The 20,030-nt window shown below is 59.0% G+C and carries 18 protein-coding genes; 7 read left to right on the top strand and 11 right to left on the bottom strand.

All coding sequences use genetic code 11. The annotated features are described in order from the left end of the window. Positions 1 to 79 precede the first annotated feature (79 nt). The 3 genes from rplQ to ACYQ0G_RS01700 all read left to right on the top strand — a co-directional run bounded on the left by rplQ (position 80) and on the right by ACYQ0G_RS01700 (position 2,217). Positions 80 to 499, top strand: a complete 420-nt coding sequence (gene rplQ / locus ACYQ0G_RS01690) for a 50S ribosomal protein L17 (protein WP_460098593.1) — start codon at positions 80 to 82, stop codon at positions 497 to 499. Between the two features lie 219 nt (positions 500 to 718). Further along, the gene (locus tag ACYQ0G_RS01695) at positions 719 to 1,294 is read left to right on the top strand and encodes a hypothetical protein (RefSeq protein ID WP_460098595.1); all 576 of its coding nucleotides are present in this window, start codon (positions 719 to 721) and stop codon (positions 1,292 to 1,294) included. A gap of 149 nt (positions 1,295 to 1,443) precedes the next feature. Then, a complete protein-coding gene (locus tag ACYQ0G_RS01700; protein ID WP_460098597.1) occupies positions 1,444 to 2,217 on the top strand; it encodes a hypothetical protein in 774 nt (257 codons plus the stop codon). On the opposite strand, the gene ACYQ0G_RS01705 is transcribed toward ACYQ0G_RS01700, so the two are convergent. The 3 genes from ACYQ0G_RS01705 to ACYQ0G_RS01715 are packed head-to-tail and all read right to left on the bottom strand — an operon-like array spanning position 2,214 to position 4,927. Further along, the gene (locus ACYQ0G_RS01705) at positions 2,214 to 2,849 is read right to left on the bottom strand and encodes a trimeric intracellular cation channel family protein (protein ID WP_460098599.1); all 636 of its coding nucleotides are present in this window, start codon (positions 2,847 to 2,849) and stop codon (positions 2,214 to 2,216) included. The two genes, ACYQ0G_RS01700 and ACYQ0G_RS01705, sit on opposite strands and share 4 nt — an antisense overlap. Further along, a complete protein-coding gene (locus ACYQ0G_RS01710) occupies positions 2,846 to 3,547 on the bottom strand; it encodes a PepSY domain-containing protein (protein WP_460098601.1) in 702 nt (233 codons plus the stop codon). The genes ACYQ0G_RS01705 and ACYQ0G_RS01710 overlap by 4 nt, the downstream gene beginning before the upstream one ends. A gap of 45 nt (positions 3,548 to 3,592) precedes the next feature. Next, positions 3,593 to 4,927 (bottom strand): amidase family protein, encoded by a 1,335-nt coding sequence (locus ACYQ0G_RS01715; RefSeq protein WP_460098603.1) that lies wholly within the window; start codon positions 4,925 to 4,927, stop codon positions 3,593 to 3,595. A gap of 120 nt (positions 4,928 to 5,047) precedes the next feature. Here ACYQ0G_RS01715 and ACYQ0G_RS01720 point away from each other — a divergent pair, with 120 nt between their 5' ends. Next, entirely contained in the window at positions 5,048 to 6,721 is a 1,674-nt protein-coding gene (locus ACYQ0G_RS01720; RefSeq protein ID WP_460098605.1) for a dipeptidyl-peptidase 3 family protein, read from the top strand. 40 nt (positions 6,722 to 6,761) lie between these two features. Here the strand turns inward: ACYQ0G_RS01720 and ACYQ0G_RS01725 are convergent, their stop codons facing one another. After that, positions 6,762 to 8,126: a serine hydrolase gene (locus tag ACYQ0G_RS01725; RefSeq protein WP_460098606.1), complete on the bottom strand. Its 1,365-nt coding sequence runs from the start codon at positions 8,124 to 8,126 to the stop codon at positions 6,762 to 6,764. A gap of 108 nt (positions 8,127 to 8,234) precedes the next feature. On the opposite strand from ACYQ0G_RS01725, the gene ACYQ0G_RS01730 reads away from it, so the two are divergent. Continuing rightward, positions 8,235 to 8,555: a hypothetical protein gene (locus ACYQ0G_RS01730; RefSeq protein ID WP_460098608.1), complete on the top strand. Its 321-nt coding sequence runs from the start codon at positions 8,235 to 8,237 to the stop codon at positions 8,553 to 8,555. A 495-nt stretch (positions 8,556 to 9,050) separates the two neighbouring features. Here ACYQ0G_RS01730 and lpdA read toward each other — a convergent pair whose 3' ends face one another. From lpdA to ACYQ0G_RS01765, 7 genes are all read right to left on the bottom strand, one after another. Further along, entirely contained in the window at positions 9,051 to 10,463 is a 1,413-nt protein-coding gene (gene lpdA, locus ACYQ0G_RS01735; protein WP_460098610.1) for a dihydrolipoyl dehydrogenase, read from the bottom strand. Between the two features lie 10 nt (positions 10,464 to 10,473). Next, the gene (gene odhB / locus ACYQ0G_RS01740; protein ID WP_460098612.1) at positions 10,474 to 11,712 is read right to left on the bottom strand and encodes a 2-oxoglutarate dehydrogenase complex dihydrolipoyllysine-residue succinyltransferase; all 1,239 of its coding nucleotides are present in this window, start codon (positions 11,710 to 11,712) and stop codon (positions 10,474 to 10,476) included. Between the two features lie 27 nt (positions 11,713 to 11,739). Beyond that, a complete protein-coding gene (locus ACYQ0G_RS01745) occupies positions 11,740 to 14,574 on the bottom strand; it encodes a 2-oxoglutarate dehydrogenase E1 component (protein WP_460098614.1) in 2,835 nt (944 codons plus the stop codon). 101 nt (positions 14,575 to 14,675) lie between these two features. Beyond that, complete coding sequence (gene sucD, locus ACYQ0G_RS01750; RefSeq protein ID WP_404678925.1) at positions 14,676 to 15,566, bottom strand: succinate--CoA ligase subunit alpha; 891 nt, start codon at positions 15,564 to 15,566, stop codon at positions 14,676 to 14,678. A 9-nt stretch (positions 15,567 to 15,575) separates the two neighbouring features. After that, entirely contained in the window at positions 15,576 to 15,896 is a 321-nt protein-coding gene (locus tag ACYQ0G_RS01755) for a hypothetical protein (RefSeq protein ID WP_460098616.1), read from the bottom strand. Further along, positions 15,897 to 16,859, bottom strand: a complete 963-nt coding sequence (gene mdh / locus ACYQ0G_RS01760; protein ID WP_460098617.1) for a malate dehydrogenase — start codon at positions 16,857 to 16,859, stop codon at positions 15,897 to 15,899. Positions 16,860 to 17,165: 306 nt separating this feature from the next. Beyond that, complete coding sequence (locus ACYQ0G_RS01765) at positions 17,166 to 17,378, bottom strand: hypothetical protein (protein ID WP_460098619.1); 213 nt, start codon at positions 17,376 to 17,378, stop codon at positions 17,166 to 17,168. A gap of 352 nt (positions 17,379 to 17,730) precedes the next feature. On the opposite strand from ACYQ0G_RS01765, the gene ACYQ0G_RS01770 reads away from it, so the two are divergent. After that, positions 17,731 to 19,662 (top strand): TonB-dependent receptor plug domain-containing protein, encoded by a 1,932-nt coding sequence (locus ACYQ0G_RS01770; protein WP_460098621.1) that lies wholly within the window; start codon positions 17,731 to 17,733, stop codon positions 19,660 to 19,662. 74 nt (positions 19,663 to 19,736) lie between these two features. Next, positions 19,737 to 20,027 carry a GCN5-related N-acetyltransferase gene (locus ACYQ0G_RS01775; RefSeq protein WP_460098622.1) on the top strand — a complete coding sequence of 97 codons (291 nt, stop codon included), beginning with the start codon at positions 19,737 to 19,739 and terminating at the stop codon, positions 20,025 to 20,027. The last annotated feature ends 3 nt before the right edge of the window (positions 20,028 to 20,030 follow it).

Here is a 20,030-nt window from a genome sequence, read left to right on the forward strand (position 1 = left end):
ACGGGAGTGGGCCGGACCCGTCAAATCCGGCCCGTATCGGGCTACCTAAGACGGGCCCCCTACGAACGAAGGAAGTACAATGCGTCATAAGATTTCCGGCCGTAAGCTTCAGCGCAAGACCGGCCACCGCAAGGCTCTGTTCCGCAACATGAGCGCTGCGCTCATCAAGCACGAGCAGATCCTCACCACGCAGGCAAAAGCCAAAGAACTGCGCCCCTATATCGAAAAGCTGATTACGCTCGCTAAGCGTGGCGGCCTTTCCAACCGCCGTCTTGCGATGAGCAAGCTGCAGGACGAAACGCAGCTTAAGAAGCTCTTCGAAGTTCTTGCAGAGCGCTACTCCGATCGTGAAGGCGGTTATACTCGCGTGATCAAGGCCGGTTACCGTGGCAGTGACGCAGCAGCCATGGCTGTGATCGAGTTCGTCGATCGTGATGTTGACGCGAAGGGCCAGGACAGCGGTCCGGTCATGACCGAAGAAGAGATGGAAGACGCATAAGCTTTCCACTCGACAGAGTTAGAAAGAGGCCGGGGAGAAATTCTCCGGCCTTTTCTGTGTTGGCACGAAGTCAACTCCGGCGCCTATCGTTAATAAAAATGCCGCAAAGTCTGAATGAAAGCTGCACTCGCAATTCAGCGTTGTCTCACCCCGGCTCTCCTAGGCCACGATTCAACCGAGGCATTCCCGCCACGGTAGAACAAATGAGGAGAGCCTCACATGACATTCAATTTAAAGACGCTCGCGAAAGGTGGGATCGCGACTGCTTCAATCGGTGCACTGGCACTTGCCGGGGCAACTCCCGTGCAGGCGCGCGATCGGGACGATGGTATTTCAATTGGCGAGGTAATTGCTGGCGCAGTCATTATCGGCGGTATTGCTGCAATCGCAGGTTCCTCGACCAGAGACCGGGATTACTATCGCGGCGATCGATATTATCGGGACGGTGCCTATTATCGCGATGGTCGCGATTACCGACGTCAAGCATATCGCCAACGCGGCAACCCTCGTGCAGCAGTCGAACAGTGTGTCAACGCTGCGAACCGCGATGCACGCCGATACGGTGGCTATCGCTGGGCACAGGTAACGCAGATACGCGATGTGGACGATACCAGGTATGGATGGAGAGTGAAGGGCCGCATGGAAGTCGAGAATCGTGGCGGTCGGTACGATCGTTATGACCGGCGAGATCGCCGCTATAGCAGTCGCGGACGCGACGCGGGGAACTTCACCTGTTACATTGACCGCGGTCGCGTGAGCAAAGTGAATTACAGCGGTATCCGCGGGCTTCGCTGAGTGCCAAGACAAGATTGAGGGCCCGGATGGCTTCATCCGGGCCTTTTGCGTACATGGTTCAGCCATCTGAAAGGCGAACAGCTACAATGGAAGGCGGCTGCTTATTGAGATCGTGTCAGGTGGGGGCGCGTGACGACAGGGGGGCTCTAATGCCTAAAGTGAAAACCTATTTGACGATGTCCGCCGCTTTGGCCGCGCTCTCATTACCCTTAAGTTCGGTAACCGCAGCCGAAAATCCGACGAACTTGCCCGGTGCTATCTCCGATCATGTGCCAGCCACGGTTCAGATCGAGAAAGCCGGAAAGGCCCAGCATCGACGGTATCGCGATTATCGCTATCGCCGTGGGCCCAGTCTTGGTGATGTCGTTGCGGGGGTGCTAATCGTCGGAGCGATCGCACACATTGCGAAGGCTGCCAGTCGCGGTGATGGCCGCGATGGCGATCCCGACTATCGGCACGACAGCCGCCCCGATTATGATAGGGCGAGGGGCATCGACCGCGCCGTGGACATTTGTGTTGATGCCGTCGAGCGGGAACGTCGTGTGGAAACGGTCGACATGGTAGATCGCAACGCTGCCGGGTGGATTGTGGAAGGGACTGTTTCCTTGGGGGACAGCTTCACATGCCGGATCGACCAAGATGGACGCAATGTGGAGTTCGACTTCGGCAGTCAGCCTTCCGGGGGCTGGGATGGACAGCAAACTTATGGTCGCGGCGACGACCACCGTCAGCGTGTTCAGGATTATGAGGATCGCCAGTATGGAGACGATCGGTATGCTTCTGAATGGAGCAGGGTAGACAATTCGACCTCCGCCACTGAGCCCAGCGTTCAACCTGCCTATCCCGGCGGACCGATTAAAGGGGACGAAGAGATCGACGGCGATCTCGTGATCGGTACCGGCTATCCTGGCGCTGGCGCTTAGTCCGCTCTTGGCCCTCGCTCGTCATAGGAGGGCAAAGCCAAGTTCATCATGATTGCGGCAAGGCGCAGGGAGAAACCAGCCACTGCCGCTGCGGTCCATGTGCCCCAATTGCTCAATCCGGCGAGTTCTCCGATAACGGTAAGGCACGCCGATAGCGCGGCTGCTGTCACGTAAAGTTCAGGCCGCATGAGAATGGATGGACGCCCCGCCAGGACGTCGCGGATCATACCGCCAGCGGTACCCGTGATAATGCCCATGAGGACGGCGGGGACGGCAGGAACTCCGTATTCAAGTGCCTTTGCCGAACCGAGAACGGCATAGGCGGCGAGCCCAGCTCCATCCGCGATCGAGAGGAAACGTCCTTCCCACCAGCGGGTCGGGGTGAACCATGCAAAGATGGCGACCCCTAGGCAAATTGGTGCGACCAACGGGTCTTCGATCCAGAATACCTTGGCGCCGATCAGCAAGTCCCGGATCGTGCCCCCTCCAACGCCAGTCACCAGGGCGAAGAAGGACAGCGTAACCAGTGTCTGCCGCTCTTTGGCTGCGACCAAAGCGCCTGTAAGCGCAAAAATCATCACGCCGGCGAGATCGAGCCAGTCCAGGACGGGGGTAAGAACTTCCTCGTTCATGTGGATGCGACAGCTCGCTGCTTCCGGCGCCGAAACAGCAGAACACAACCCAGCAGGGCCCCAATGGCCGACATTAGGGCAAAGAGAATGAGGACGGGATGGCTGGTATCTTCGCGGTTTTCCAAATCCATGATGTGCAAGCCCCACATGAAATCGAAGGTGCGCCACCATCTCGTCCGCACCGCCTCGATGGCGGCGGTTTCTGTCCCGACATAGACGTTCGTTCCGTCGGCGAGGACTACCTGCCAAACCGGAATGGGACGCCGGAAATCGAGAGGGACTTCATCTGCTGCAAATCGTCTGGAACTTACGACCTTATCGCCGCCGACAATGTTCTCATCCACGATCATGCGTGCTTCGATCTCGGAGAGCGGCGACATTCTCACGCCGTTCGGCCGGAAACGCTCGCTCGTACCATCCATGTATGTGATCCGGGTGACGGCCTCGCCGCGCTCTACCTGGGTCGAGACCGACCGTACCGGTGCCGTGCTTTCCGCAGGACGCGAGACTGCTATATTCGTATCTTCGGGCAGTGGTGTCCTGGCTACATCCTTTCGTAGATGATTGCCGCGCACTTCCTCAATCGGTTTGACCATCACAAGACCGGTCACAGTCCACATCAGGAGCGGAAGCCCGACTAGCCAGCCAAGCCAAATGTGCAAGCTGACGAAGGGCCGCATGACGCGCTGTCTTATCATGGCTTTCCCTCCGTCCTACGCGGCGGAGCCTTTGGCCATTTGCACTCAGGAGTGCAAGTGTTTGCCGATCTCTTCCGCAATAGCGATCGTATCGAGATCGGACCAGAGCGGGCCCAGAATCTGCAAACCGCAAGGTAGACCATCGGTGTCCCCGATGGGTAGGACAGTCGCGGGTAAATTCGGGAAGGTCGCCAAACCTGCCCATGCTAGTGCATCGGCGCCACGAACTTGGCTTCCGTTAATCTCGATTGTGCCGTCGAAGACCGAGCCTTTGCGGTTCGGAACCGCGAGGACAGGAGCGGGAGGGGCGAGGACAAAATCGTAGACATCAAAGAGCTGATCCCAAGCTCGAGCATTGCGCGCCTGAATATCAAGCAGGTCGAACCAATCGGTCGCGCTCGCACGCTTGCCATCCTTGCCCGGTGCTCCTCGCGCCATTGCGATGCTGAGCATGCGAACATAATCCGAATTCTGCTTCGCTAGATCCGGTAGCCTGTCGGTAGACCGATCGATGCGTACTCCCGATTTTTCCAGTTCGGTTACCATGGCCTCCATCGGTTGGAGAACCCCCTCGTCGGTCGGACAGGAGGGATGGTCCGTCAACACGAGGAGGCGGCAATCAGCAAGCCGCTTGGTCCGCCGACGCAAAGGAATTTGCGTGGTCAGTTCTATCAATAGCGCAAGATCCTGGGCATTCCGAGCAAGCGGTCCGGCAATGCTCAGCACCCCGTCATGAGCGAATTGGCCTGCCATCAGTGGGTGATCGTGGCCTTCCTTGCTGATCAGGCCCCAACTCGTCTTATGACCCCATATACCGCAGAAGTGCGCGGGCACGCGAACAGAGCCTCCGATATCCGTACCGAATTCGCACGGGACCATCCCGCTGGCTACTGCGGCTGCCGAACCGCCGGAAGACCCGCCTGGCGACCTCTCATGATCATGAGGGTTGTGCGTGCGGCCATAAACCGGATTGGCCGATTGCCAATCTGCAAGGTCGGGAGGAACGTTGGTCTTGCCAAGGAAGACGACGCCAGCTTCCTTCAGCATGCGGACCACCGCGGAGTCATGCTTCGCGATGTTATTCGCATAGGCGGTGTGGCCCCAGCTGGTCGGCAAGCCTTCAATGTCGAAACTTTCCTTGATCGTCATCGGTACGCCAAGGAGCGGACGGTTTTGGGTGGAAGGCGATGTCGACAGCTCTTTCGCTGTGGCAAGGGCACGGTCGAAATCGCAAACTACTACCGCATTGATCCGGGCATCCAGACGTTCGATGCGGTTGATCGCTGAATCGACGGCTTCCAGAGGCGACAAATCACCCCGTGCGATCATGGCTGCAGTTTCCAGTGCGCCGGGCAATTGCGTTAGGGTGGGGTAGGCCAAACAAGTCTCCTCTCGAACCTGTGTTGCGTCATAGCGCGTCAGGGTCAATCGCTCCGGAAGACAATGCCGATATTCTCGTTTAGGGGCGTTGCTACTATTTCGAGACGAAGGAATTTCCAGATGCGCCACGCCATTCTTCCGCTCCTGCTTGCCACGGCCGCTTGCGCGCCGACAACGACTGACGCCGGGCTCGGGAGCGATGGCGCAGCGATGAGCGACGGTTACGACCTTCAAGCGCAGTACGCGAAGCTCGCCGTAATCGAGATGAACCCTGACACCAGCTATCTGACTGAAGAAGAACGGCAGGTGGTCAATCTGCTGATCGATGCAAGCAGCTATATGGATGAGATTTATCTTCGTCAGCGCTTCGCCGCCAACCCGGAGGTCCGTCAGGCAATCAGCCGGAGCAAGCGCGGGGATCGGGATCTACTGCTCACCATGTTCGACCGGTACTACGGGGCGTGGGATGACCTGGATGAATTTCATCCCTTCTGGGGAACCGAAGAATTACCTGAGGGCGCCGGCTTTTATCCCCTCGATCTCACACGCGGCGAGTTCGATGCGTATCTTGCCGCCAATCCCGACCAGCGCGCAGATCTCCTCGATCCCTATACCGTCGTAAAGCGCGACGGCGATCGGCTCGTCGCGGTGCCTTACAGCGAAGAATACGCCGAGTGGCTAATTCCCGCATCGCGGCTTCTTCAGCAGGCCGCTCAGATCACCACAAATCCGAGCCTCAAGAAATTCCTGTCGCTTCGGGCCCGGTCCTTCGTGACGGACGACTATTTCGAGAGCGAAATGGCATGGATGGATCTGAAAGACACTCCGATCGAGATCGCGATCGGGCCCTACGAGGTCTATACCGACCGACTCTATGGCACAAAGACTGCCTTCGAAAGCTTCGTCACTCTGCGCAATCCTGAGGAGAGCGCAGCCTTGGCGAAATACAAGAACTACCTGCGAGACATGGAAGCAAACCTTCCGATCGAAGACGAGCACAAGAATTTCCAGCGTGGCTTCGAAAGCCCAATCGCAGTAGCGGATCAGGTCCACGGCGGCGGCGATAATGTACCCGGTGTGCAAACCATCGCTTTCAATCTGCCGAACGACGAGCGTGTGCGTGAGGCTAAGGGGGCAAAGAAGGTCATTCTCGCCAATGTGCTGGGCGCCAAGTACGAGCGGATACTCGATCCTATCGGGGACGTCGTTCTCAAGCCTGATCAGGCGGGACTTGTGGCGAAGAAGTACATGGAACTTTTCACCCTGTTCCACGAACTTTCACATAGCCTCGGCCCTGGCACGATCATGGTCGACGGCCGTCAGACTACGGTGAACGAGGAACTGAAGGAGCAATATTCAGCGCTCGAGGAATCCAAGGCCGATGTCATGGGCATGTGGAACCTCATGTTCATGATGGAGAAAGGCGAATTGCCCATGTCGGAAAAGGAAAGCGCGCTTGCCAGCTATATGGCTGGGCTTTTCCGCTCGATGCGCTTTGGTATCGACGAGGCCCATGGTAAGGGCGCTGCACTCCAATACGGTTATCTTAAGGAGAAGGGCGCGTTCCGCTGGGATGCGTCAGCCCGTCGCTATGTTGTCGACTATGCGAAAATGGAAACCGGCATCCGTGATTTACTTCATGACCAACTGACGTTGCAGGCTCGCGGTGATTACGAAGGTACCAAAGCGTTCTTTGACCGCTACGCAAAGCTCGATGATTGGGCCCGCGGCAGGTTCGCCGCAATGTCTTCCATTCCAGTCGACATTCAGCCGATTTATCCTGACGAAGTTTGATTTAGTGCGCCCGCCTCTAGAGGGGGCGGGCGCCATCACCTTATTGTTTGGAGCCCTCCATGACAGCACCGTTCTGGTGCAACGTGACCGAGGTGACTTCACCTGCAGTGTCTCGATCGAAGACGAGCTTCGCGTCGACAACTTTGAGAAAGAATTGATCAGGCCCCTTTGCGAACACGGGAAAAGCTGACTGATTGGTCGCCTGCGTCATCAGTTGATCGCCCTCAACCCAGAATTTAAGAATAAAACCGGGAGCAAGCTCGTAACTGCCTTCGTATTCGTGAAGGCTAGCTGGATCGACTGCGACTTCCTTCCGCTCGGATGCCAACTCGATTTCGCCGCCGCGGGCGAGCGTAACCAGCGACTGGCCGAGCCGGTTGGCAGCTCCACCATTGATATTGGCGAGGACGGCCACGGTGATGTCACGTTCGGGGTCATGAGCCAGAAAGGCGTTGAAGCCCTCAATCCCACCGCCGTGCCAGATCAATTGCCCATCCTCGTCTTCGGTGACGAGCAGACCCATGGCGTAGGACGATCCGGGCATCGCTTCGACTGCAGGATCGGTCATCAACGCGACCGTTTCAGGCTTCAGTACCTTTCCACCGAATAGTCCACGCTGCCACTTCAAGAGGTCGCCCGTGGTCGAATAAAGCGCGCCAGCACCACTCGGAATGCCCATATCAACGTAATCAGCATTGAGCGGGCCGCTGTCCGACGGAGAGTAGCCGGATGCGCGCTTGGGTACGATCTGGGCGGTTAGGTCGATCGCGGTGGCGCTCATACCGAGAGGAGTGAAGAAATTCTTCTCGATGAAATCGCTGTAGGACTGGCCTGATATTTCTTCGACAATTGCGGTGAGCAGGAGGTAGCCCGAATTGGAGTAACTCCATTTCTCGCCCGGCGGAAAGTCCAGTTCTTTGTCAGCGAAGCGCGAGATCATCTCGTCGCTTGTTGTCGGGAGATACTTCCATCGCGAAAACTCGTCGAAATTCGTGACGTTAGATATACCTGACGTATGGTGCAGCAGGTGCCGGAGAGTGATCCCGTCCCAGCTTAGCGGAGCGTCCGGCCAATAGGTTTTCACCGGTTGATCGATATCGAGTTGGCCGCGCTCCTGCAGCAAAAGGATCGCGGCAGCTGTGAATTGCTTGGTCACGGAGCCGATCCGAAATTTCGTATCGGTGGTATTGGAAATATCCCATTCCAGATTTGCCGAACCGTAGCCCTTGTCGAGCAGGATTTCATCTCCGATGGCGACGAGTGCGGTGCCCATGAAGCTGTTGTCTTGCGAAGACGCGGAGACGGCCTCGTCCATCCGCTCCGCATCCTGGGCCAAGCCGGTGGTTGAGCCAAACACGATCATTGCGGGGGCTAAGGCCAAAGCGGCCCGGCGAAGCTGTTTCATAGTCCCTCCCTTGGTGAATTGCTGTAGTAATACACCTTAGTGAATTGAATACAAGTCAATCACCCGAGGGAACACTCAGTCATCTACAGAGCGAGACGGCTCGGACAGATGACCGAGAGCTATCATAAAGCCGAGTATCGACGAAGCTCCGTAGCTAGCGAGAGGCACGGGGTAAGGGCCGACGAAGGACGATCCGAGAAATGCGAGATAGACTACGATGAGCGCTTGCCTCTGCGGCGGCGAGCCGTGCTTGCTCCTCAGCAGGTAAAAGACTGGGGCGAGCAGGAGGACTCCAAGGCCGACAGCTTGGGTTGGCACCCCCATATCCTGCCAAAGCATTGGGATCAGATATTCGACGAATGGAACCGGCGATGGAGAAGGAAGCTGAAAGAGGAAGCTGCCGACAATCAGCCCGGCCGCTGCGAATAATAATCCCCACCATTGTCGCTGGGTCCACGCCCAGACGCCCAACGCCCCAGTTACCGCGCAAGCGGCGGCAGCGTCGGGCTGCAGGGATACAATAAGGAGCGCAGCAGCCAAAAATGCCCAGCCCAAGTTTTTGTCCCGCGAGGTTGTGAGAGCAAGCACTGGGACCGTTAGCATCCCGGAATTCAAGGCGAGTGGGCCCAGCGGCAACCACCGGGTCACACCATCCACTTCTGGCCCGGTAAGAAGGGGTAAAGCTAACGTAACTAGAACGGCACCACTCACCATCCGGAGGTTCGCGATGATGAGCCGGGCACGGCAAAAGTGTATTGCTAGCATACCAAGCAGGAAGGCAGCGCCATTCACCAGAGCATAATGTCTGGGGGCATCGTGCCACAGGAGCACTAACACTCCGCCAAGAATCGGAAAGGCGACCGTCCGGGAGAGCTCTAAAGTCCGCCGGATCGATCGCCTCTCGCTTATGACAGGATGTGTTGTCTAAACGTGGATGGGCTTGCCCTGAACGGCCATCGCCGCTTCCTTGATCGCTTCGGAATGCGTCGGATGGGCATGGCAGGTGTAAGCGATGTCTTCACTCGTCGCGCCAAATTCCATGGCCTGTGCGGCCTGGGCAATCATTGTACCGGCCACGCTGGCGATAGCCCACACGCCCAATACCCGGTCGGTATCAGCTTCGGCGATGATCTTCACGAAGCCATCGGGTTCGTGATTGGTCTTGGCACGGCTGTTCGCCATCATCGGGAACTTGCCGATCTTTACCTTGGTCTTGTCGCCGCCCATCTTGTCGATGGCTTCTTCGGTAGTAAGACCGACGCCGGCGAATTCTGGCCACGTATAGACCACGCCCGGAATGATATCGTGGTTAACGATACCAGTCTGTCCGGCAATGTTCTCGGCGCAAGCAATGCCTTCATCTTCCGCCTTGTGCGCGAGCATCGGGCCGGGGGCGACATCGCCAATAGCCCAGACGCCGTCGACAGCGGTGCGGAAATCATGATCGACTTCGATTTGACCACGCTTGTTCGTTTCCAAACCGATCGCTTCTAGGCCGAGGCCGTCGGTATTCGGACGACGGCCGATAGATACCAGGACGCAATCGGCTTCCAGCGTTTCTGTATCGCCGCCAGCAGCAGGTTCAAGCGTCAGTGTTGCTTTCTTACCGTCGACGCTGCAGCCTGTGACCTTGGTCGACAGACGCAATTCCATACCCTGCTTCTTGAAGATCTTGGCCGCTTCCTTGCGGACATCATCGTCCATGCCGGGCAGCAACTTGTCTAGATACTCGACCACGATCACTTCGGCCCCGAGGCGATTCCAGACAGAACCCAGTTCCAGGCCGATTACACCGCCGCCGATGACGACCATCTTTTTCGGTACCGAGGCAAGCTCGAGCGCACCGGTGGAGTCCACCACAACCTGTGCGTCGTTGTCGACTTCTACCCCGGGCAGCGGGGTAACAGAGGAACCGGTGGCAATGATGACGTTCTTCGCGGTTACGGTCTCGTCCCCCACCTTCACGGTGTGAGCATCCTGAAAAGTGGCATGGCCCTTTTTCCAGTCGACCTTATTCTTCTTGAACAGGAACTCGATCCCGCCGGTCAAACCCTTTACCGCATCACGGCGCTGGGCATGCATCTTGTCGAGATTGAGTTTCGGGGCAACTTCAATGCCCATATCTGCCATTGCGCCGTTTGCCGCGGCATCGAAGAACTCGGATGCGTGCAGCATCGCCTTGGAGGGTATGCAACCCACGTTCAGACAGGTGCCGCCCAAGGTTTCGCGGCTTTCGGCGCATGCGGTTTTGAGGCCCAGCTGTGCAGCACGGATCGCGGCAACATAGCCACCCGGGCCAGCGCCGATGACGAGAACGTCGTAGTCGTATTCAGCCATGTGTCTTTCCTCAGAGGTCGATCAGCATCCGGGTCGGATCTTCGATCGCTTCCTTGATGATTTTCAGGGCGGTGACAGCCTCGCGGCCGTCGATCAGTCGGTGGTCGTAGGACAGGGCGATGTACATCATCGGACGGATGACGATTTCGCCGTCTACGACGACCGGGCGATCCTCAATGCGGTGGAGGCCGAGCACGGCGCTCTGCGGCGGATTTATGATCGGGGTCGACATCAGCGATCCGAAAACGCCGCCGTTGGAAATGGTGAAGGTACCGCCCTTCATGTCTTCCATCGTCAGCGTGCCTTCCTTGGCGCGCTTGCCGAAATCCGCGATGTCCTTTTCGATACGCGCAAAGCCCTTGTCCTGCGCGTCGCGGATGACCGGGACGACAAGGCCATTGGGCGCGCTGACAGCGACCGAGATGTCCACGTAGTCGTGATAGACGATCTCATCGCCTTCGATATATGCATTGACCGCGGGCACGTCCTTCAGTGCAAGGCAGGCGGCCTTGGCGAAGAAACCCATAAAGCCGAGACGGATATCGTGCTTCTTGGCGAAGATGTCCTTGTATTTGGCGCGGGCCTCCATGACGGCAGACATGTCGACATCGTTGAAGGTCGTGAGCAGGGCTGCGTTGTCTTGCGCACCCTTCAAACGTTTGGCGATCGTCTGACGCATGCGCGTCATCTTTACGCGTTCCTCGCGGCGTTCGCCGGTTGCAGCGGGAGCCGGGGCAGGGGCAGGCGCCGATGGAGCAGGTGCCGGGCTGTCGCCCTTCGCCTTGGCAGCCGCGATCACGTCTTCCTTGGTCAGGCGGCCGTCCTTGCCGGAGCCCTTGATGGTGGAAGGATCGACACCGTGTTCCAGGACGGCGCGGCGCACTGCAGGCGAAAGCGTCTGCGATGCATCCGACGATGCTGCGGGAGCGGGTGTTTCCTCGCGTTCCTTCTGGCCTTCTTCGCGTTCTTCCTTGGCGCGGCCAGCTTCGCTGCCAGAAGCTGACGGCGCAGCGCCTTCCTCAACAACAGCTAGTACTGCGCCAACTTCGACAGTGTCGCCGACCGCGACCTTGAATTCCTTGATCACACCGGCAACTGGTGAAGGTGCCTCAACGGCGACCTTGTCGGTTTCCAGGCTGACGATCGGCTCGTCGACTGCAACCGCGTCGCCGACATTCTTCAGCAGTTCGCCGATGGAGGCTTCGGTTACGCTCTCGCCGAGCGTCGGGACTTTGACTTCTGTGGCCATGGCTTAATGTTCCTTTTCAGGCCTCAATCAATTGCACGTGCTGGTGGCGGCGGAATTGTCGCCGTCATTCAAGCCGAGCGCGATATTCACGAGTGCTTCCTGCTGGATCTGGTGGCGGCTGGCAAAGCCGGTAGCAGGTGATGCGGCGACTTCGCGGCCGGCATAGCAGGGACGCATACCATCCTTGCCGGCCTTGGTCGCGGCTTCTTCGATCAGGCGATCGACGAAGAACCATGCGCCGTTGTTCTTCGGCTCTTCCTGGCACCACACGATGGTTTCCAGATTGGTCATCCGTTCGAGACGCGCAGCCAGCGGTTCGCCCGGGAAAGGATAAAGCTGTTCGATACGCACGATCGAAACGTCATCCATTTCAGCTTCGTCGCGGCGCTGCATGAGATCGTAGGCGACCTTTCCGCTGCACAGGACGAGGCGTTTGACCTTGCTGTCCTCGATCTCGGTCAGATCCGACTTGATCCGCATGAAGTGATGATCGTCCATGAACTCCTTGGCGCTCGATTTCGCCAGCGGATGGCGAAGGAGCGATTTGGGGGTCATGATGACCAGCGGCTTGCGGAAAGACCGCAACATCTGGCGGCGAAGAACATGGAAGTAGTTCGCCGGAGTTGTGATGTTACAGACCTGGATGTTGTCGTTTGCACAGAGCTGCAGAAAACGTTCGAGACGTGCCGAGCTATGTTCTGGCCCCTGACCTTCGTAACCATGCGGCAGCAGCAGGACGAGGCCATTTGCACGCAGCCATTTTACTTCGCCGGCGGCAATGAACTGGTCGATGATGATCTGCGCGCCGTTGGCGAAATCGCCGAACTGCGCTTCCCACATCACCAAGCTCTTCGGATCCGCCATGGCAAAGCCATATTCGAAGCCGAGCACGCCGTATTCAGAAAGCGGGCTGTCGTAGACCTCGAACTTCCCGTGGGGCAGGGTGGAGAGCGGGATATATTTACCCTCATCCTGCTGGTCGATCCAGACTGCATGGCGCTGGCTGAAGGTACCGCGGCCCGAATCCTGGCCTGAAAGACGGACGCCGAAACCCTCGGTCACCAGACTGCCGAAGGCGAGTGCTTCGCCTGTCGCCCAATCGAAACCTTCGCCGCTGGCGAACATTTCGCGCTTGGCGTCGAGCACACGGCCGAGCGTCTTGTGAATTGTCACATCGTCCGGCACGCTTGTAAGCGTGCGGCCAAGGCTATCGAACAGCTTCTTGTCGATGCCCGAATCCACATTGCGGCGCGCCGTTTCGGGATCGGCCGGCTTGTTCATGCCTGCCCAGCGCCCACCGAACCAGTCGGCCTCGTTCGGCTTGTAGTCCTTCGATGCGGTGAATTCTTCCTCGAGATGTTCGTTGAATTCCGCGCAGAGGCCGTCGGCATAGCCTTTGTCGATCACGCCTTCGGCTTCGAGCCGCTTCGTATAGAGCTCGCTAACCTTGGGGTGTTTACGGATTTCATCGTACATCACCGGCTGGGTGAACTTGGGTTCGTCGCCCTCGTTATGGCCGAAGCGGCGATAGCACCACATGTCGATCACGATGTCGCGGCCGAAGGTCTGGCGATATTCGATTGCCAGCTTGCAGGCGAAGGTGACCGCTTCCGGATCGTCGCCATTAACGTGAAGGATCGGCGCCTGAACACCCTTGGCCACATCGCTGGGGTAGGGTGATGAACGCGCAAACTGCGGGCTGGTCGTGAAGCCGATCTGGTTGTTGATGACGAAATGCAGGCACCCGCCGGTATTGTACCCGCGCACGCCCGAGAAGCCGAGACACTCCCACACGATACCCTGGCCCGCGAAGGCCGCGTCGCCATGGAGAAGCACGGGTAGAACCTGCTCATGCTTCTTGAGATCGTCCCGGATCGCCTGCTGTGCCCGGCTCTTGCCGAGCACGACGGGATTAACCGCTTCGAGATGGCTGGGGTTGGGCACGAGACTCATGTGCACGTCGATGCCATCGAACGTACGGTCGGTGCTGGTTCCGAGGTGGTATTTCACATCGCCCGAGCCGCCGACATCGTCAGGGTTCGACGAACCGCCCGAAAATTCGTGGAAGATGACCTTGTAGGGCTTACCCATGACGTTGGCGAGCACGTTGAGGCGGCCGCGGTGGGCCATGCCGTAGATGATCTCGCGCACGCCCAGCTGGCCGCCGTATTTGATGACGGCTTCCAGCGCCGGGATCATGCTTTCGCCGCCATCGAGACCGAAACGCTTGGTGCCGACGTATTTCTTGCCGAGGAACTTTTCGTACTGCTCGCCGCGGATCACGGCTGCGAGAATGGCGCGCTTGCCTTCCTCGGTGAACTGGATCGTGTCTTCCGGCGTCTCGAACTTGTCCTGGAGGAAACGGCGTTCCTCCGTATCCGAGATATGCATGTATTCGAGACCGACCTTGCCGCAATATGTCTCGCGCAGGACGCGGTAAAGCTCACCCACGGTGACCCATTCGAAACCGAATACGCCGCCGACATAAACCTCGCGGTCTTCCTGACCCTGAAAGCCATGCCATTCGAGCGTGAGGTCTTCGGGAATGTCGCGATGCGACAGGCCCAGCGGGTCGAGATCGGCAGCAAGATGCCCGCGCACACGGTAGAGCCGCACCAGCAGCATCGCGCGGATGCTGTCGTCGGCTGCCTGTTCGATCGCCTTGGGATCGGCAGCCTTTCCAGCCTTTTCCGCCGCCTGCTTTACGGCAATCCGCATCTGCGTGGGATCGAGCGCTGCGGTCAGATCCGCATCGCTGTCGACCACTTGCTGCAGCCAGCTTGGGTTACCCCAGCTTGGACCCTGCTGCGGACCTTCCTGGTCGCCCATCTCGGGCAGAAAATTCTGGCTCTCGTTACCCATCGGGTCACCTTTCGCGCCGACCTGCGTGTCGGCTCATACTGCCAATGCCTCGGCGGCGCGGAAGGCTCCCGGGGAGGAGAAAACCTTTCCGCGCTGCGTGATCAGGCGAGTTCCTTCAGCATCGCGTCGAGCGTGGTGCCGAGTTCGCTGGGCGAAGGCGAGACGCGAATGCCCGCATCTTCCATCGCCGCAATCTTGTCGTCCGCGCCGCCCTGGCCGCCCGAAACGATGGCGCCGGCGTGGCCCATACGGCGGCCCGGAGGCGCCGTACGGCCTGCGATGAAGCCGACCATCGGCTTCTTGCGGCCCTTGGCAGCCTGTTCCTTGATGAAGGCTGCGGCTTCTTCTTCCGCGCTGCCGCCGATTTCGCCGATCATGATGATCGACTTGGTATCGTCGTCGTCGAGGAAGAGGTCGAGCACGTCGATGAAATTGGTGCCGTTGACCGGGTCGCCGCCGATGCCGACAGCCGTGGTCTGGCCAAGGCCGACCATGGTGGTCTGGTGGACGGCTTCATAGGTCAGCGTGCCCGAGCGCGAAACCACGCCGACGCTGCCCTTCTTGAATATCGAACCGGGCATGATGCCGATCTTGCATTCACCGGGCGTCAGAACGCCGGGGCAGTTCGGGCCGATGAGCCGCGATTTGGAGCCGGTGAGGGCGGCCTTCACCTTGACCATGTCGAGCACCGGAATGCCTTCGGTGATGGCAACGATGAGTTCCATCTCGGCGTCGATCGCCTCGAGGATTGCGTCGGCTGCGAATGGCGGCGGCACGTAGATGCACGATGCGGTCGCGCCGGTTTCGGCCTTGGCCTCCTTGACGGTGTTGAACTGTGGCAGGCCAATATGATCGGTGCCGCCTTTACCTGGCGTCACACCCGCAACCATCTGCGTGCCATAATCGAGCGCCTGCTGCGTGTGGAAGGTGCCGGTGTTTCCAGTCATACCCTGGGTGATGACCTTGGTGTCTTTGTTTACGAGGATACTCATACCGTTTCCTTAGTGCTTCACTGGCTCAGTTACGCGCCACTCAATAATGTAATCCGGATTTTCAATAGTCGCGCCATCGTTCAGTTCATAAAATCCGGGATTAGCGGGTTCAAATACGCTGGGGTCAAACGGGTATTTTCTGACCTCACCATCGTGGCATTCGAAAAGCATGACGTCAGTAGAACTTCCGTCTTCGAGGCTTTCATATTTATCGCTGGGTTGGAAAGCCGCTATCCGACCAGTGTATGTCTCGAAGCGTTCCTCTCCCGTTTCGCTGACAAATCGAAGACTGACGATTGCCGTTGCGTCGATGAGGTCTTCTTGGTCCATTTACGCCAGCGAGCTATCCAGACCTTTGCAGGCCGCCAGCAGTTCCTCGACCGCGTCGGTCGAGACCTTGAGGTTGCTCTTCTCTTCGTCCGAAAGCTCGATCTCGATGACTTCCTCGGTACCGTCCGCGCCGATCACGGTGGGGACGCCGACATAGAGACCGTCGAGGCCGTATTTGCCTTCGACATAGCTGGCGCAGGGCAGGATGCGCTTGCTGTCGTTGAGATAAGCTTCGGCCATCGCGATCGCGCTGGTGGCGGGGGCGTAATAAGCCGAGCCGTTGCCGAGCAGGCCGACGATTTCGCCGCCGCCCTTGCGCGTACGATCCACGATCTCATCGATGCGGCCCTGATCGACGCCCTTAATCTTGGCGAAATCGTTGACCGGGATGCCGTTGATCGTGGTGTAGCTGGTTACGGGAACCATGGTGTCGCCGTGGCCGCCGAGGACGAAGGCGTTCACGTCCTTCACCGAAACATCGAATTCCCATGCAAGGAAGGTCGCGAAGCGCGCGCTGTCGAGCACGCCGGCCATGCCGACGACCTTGTTGTGCGGCAGGCCGCTGAATTCGCGCAGCGCCCAGACCATCGCGTCGAGCGGGTTGGTGATGCAGATCACGAAAGCGTCGGGGCAGTTGTTCTTGATGCCTTCGCCGACCGACTTCATCACCTTCAGGTTGATGCCGAGAAGGTCGTCGCGGCTCATCCCGGGCTTGCGGGGCACACCTGCAGTTACGATCACGACGTCGGCACCGGCGATGTCGGCATAATCGTTAGAACCGGTAATCTTGGCGTCGAAGCCTTCGACCGGGCCGCACTGGCTCAGATCGAGCGCCTTGCCCTGCGGCATGCCTTCCGCAATGTCGAACAGGACGATGTCGCCCATTTCCTTCTTCGCGGCGAGATGGGCGAGCGTGCCGCCGATCATGCCGGAACCGATAAGCGCGATCTTCTTGCGTGCCATAGGGGAATGCGTCCTTTACGAGCCTCGCGGGACGGTGATGCCTGGACCGCTATGGCGCGACGCCTGTCCCGCGTGGGTGCGCGCGCCCGGTGTTCGGACTGCGACCTAGGCCCGCGAAATAGGGATTGCAACCACTAAGGGGCTGAGCTCGCAAACTATCTTTGCAAATGGTTTGCAATTGCAATAAGGCTTAGGTTTTGGAGCGATGCTTATCAGACGTCCAAGGGTAACTCCGGTTCCGGATTGCGCGAAAAATGAGGTTTCACGTTGCGCAGCGCAGGCACATGCGGCGATGTCCGCAAGCGATCAGCCCAGAAGGCGTGTTTCGGCGAGGACCCTGCCGGCTTCGAAGCGGGCGGCAGCGGGTGCGTCTAGCTCGCGGCAGATCCCCAGCCAGTAACGATAATCCTCGTCATGCGCCGCCGCAGCAGCAGCGGAGGCATTACCGAGAGCGACCTTGGCCGCACGCAGTCCGTGAACGGCGAAATGGCGCAGGGCGTCTTCTGTCGTGTTTCTCATCTCTGGGATTATCCTGTCATGATCATTGGCCGCGAGCTTAAGCGGGCCACGTTTCAGGATTCTTGCAAGCGGCGAAATTGCTGCATTGCGCGCGGGCGCAAATCGAATGGGCATAGATCCTTCATCTCCCTGATCTGCCGGTCCCCACCGGCGATCCCCATGCATTAGATTATAGGATGAAACGACCTAAAGAGGAGTTCCGCAGCTTGGTTTAGTGCCTGTTAACCACGCGCTGGCGGCGAGCGGCATTACCAGCGCTTGTCAGCCTTGAAGGGGCCACCTAAAGGCGCGCGACAATGGGCTGGGCCATGGGGCTTTCGCTCTCGGCAGTTTGCGCCTGATTGGAGCTTTTGTGAATAAATATCTGTTTCTTATTACTGTTTCGGCATTCTCGGTTTCAGCACAGGCACAGGAATCTACTGAAGAGGCGCTTGCCGAAATCGTTGACGCGCAGGACGAGGCACCCCCTGTCGCCACAGCTCCCGTAGTGTTCGCCGACCGGGTCGTTTCGCCGATCACGGTGACCGCAAATGGTCTCGGCACCGATATCCGCAACACCGGCCAGGCAGTGACCGTAATATCGGAAACCGAAATCGAAAGCGTGCAGGGTGCCGACCCCACCCGCGTCCTGCGCCGCGTTCCGGGTTTATCGCTTGCGCGCAATGGTGGAGTTGGCGGCGTAACCGGCGTCAACATTCGCGGCGCCAATGCTGAGCAGGTTCTGGTGCTCGTCGACGGCGTGCGCGTGTCCGATCCGGCATCGCCTGCAGGCGGTTTCGACTTCGGCAATTTACTGACCGGCACCATCGACAAGTTCGATATTCTGCGCGGGTCCAATAGCACGATCTGGGGATCGGACGCGGTTGGGGGCGTGATGGATATCTCCACCCGCACGGAAACGGGGGCGCGGGGCAGCTTGGAGTATGGTGCGCGCGACACTGTTTTTGCCAGTGCTTCGGCGGGCGTTGATGGCGATGGCGTTTATTACGGTCTGACCGGCTCGTGGTTTTCCACCGACGGTTTCTCCGCCGCTGCAGACGGAGCCGAGCAAGACGGATTTCGCCAGATGGCGCTCGGCATGGTCACTTTCGTCGATCTGACCGATAGCCTGGAAGCTTTCGCCCATGCCAATTTCAGCGAAGGCGACCTTGAGATCGACGGCTTTTCTTCCGCGCCGCCCTATGGACTGGTGGACAGCGCCGACACGCAGAAAACCACACGCCATTGGGGCGATGTCGGTCTTGCATACTACGGCAATGACCTGACCCTGCGCGGCAGTTACAGCCTAGCCGATACCGAACGGACAAACCGCAATGGCGAAGGGCTGGAAACCTTCGCCAGCGACGGACGCAGCCAGCGCCTGGCCTTGCGCGGGGAGTATCGTCTGCTTGGCGGTCTTGTCGCGGCTTTCGGTGGAGAGCACGAATGGAGTGAGTACCGCACCAGCACGGATGGCGCGGCAGAAGTCGAGACGACTGGCGTTTATGCGCAACTGGGCTGGGTTATGGGGCCGCTTGCTGCCCACGCAGGGGGCCGGGTCGACGATCATGAGAACTTCGGAACCGAAGCGACCTTCGGCGGCGATGTCAGCTACCGGATGAGCGGCGACTTGCGCCTTCGGGCCAGTGTGGGAGAAGGCTTCAAGGCCCCGACCCTCTACCAGCTCTATTCTGACTATGGGAATCAGGACCTTGCGCCAGAGCGCAGCACCAGCGTCGACTTGGGGGTAGAGAAAGGCCAGCCGGAAGCCGGGCTTTTTTTGGCGCTGACTGGTTTCCGGCGGGATAGCGAGGATCTTATCGGCTATGTCTCCTGCTTCGGCGCGGGCGCTCCGGCCATCTGCACTCCGGGCCAGTTCGGCGTATACCAGAACGTTGGCCGTGCACGGGCGCAAGGTCTTGAGGCGGAAGCGGGTATCGATCTGGTCGAAGGGTTGCGGCTGGCCGGTGTCTATAGCTTTGTCGATAGCGAGGACCGGGAGACCGGTCTCGATCTCGTACGCCGTCCGCGACACTTCGGGACGCTGTTTGCCGATTACCGGACTGGCTTCGGTCTTGATCTGGGAGCGGACCTGCGCATCAGCGGGCCGCGTTACGACGATCCGGCGAACCTAACTCGTTTGGACGGCTATGAGGTGCTGGACCTGCGCGCCGCCATAGCGGTGGACGAAAAACTGGAGATACTCGGGCGGGTCGAGAATGTCTTCGATGCCGAATACCAGACCGTTTCCGGTTATGGCACGGCGGGCAGGGGGGCTTTCGTCGGCATTCGCGCGAAAATGTAACCTGCAGCTGACGGCCGGTGTTGTCCGGCACTGGCCCGGACGCAGATCGTTGCTCCGGCATGGAACGAAACGCCTTGGTTGCGCAATGGTTTGCCCTCACTCGAGAGCGTATGCCCGCCTGCGCGGCAGAGCGCGGCTGGCCCGTGCGGTTGGATCACTGTTTTCAGCGCATCCTGCTGGACAATGCTGTGGGCGCGAAATGGAGCGACCACCTCGCTTCGCCCGCATACAAAAACGCACCCGAACGGGTGCTGGAGGACGCTATATCCCTTGGTGAGGATTGCGTCGCTGGAAGGGCGGATCTGGCGGTCCTCAACCGCTTATCGCTGGAATGGCGGGGCAAGCGCAAACGCCTGCCCCGCTGAATT

This window comes from Qipengyuania triglochinis, from assembly GCF_054655615.1.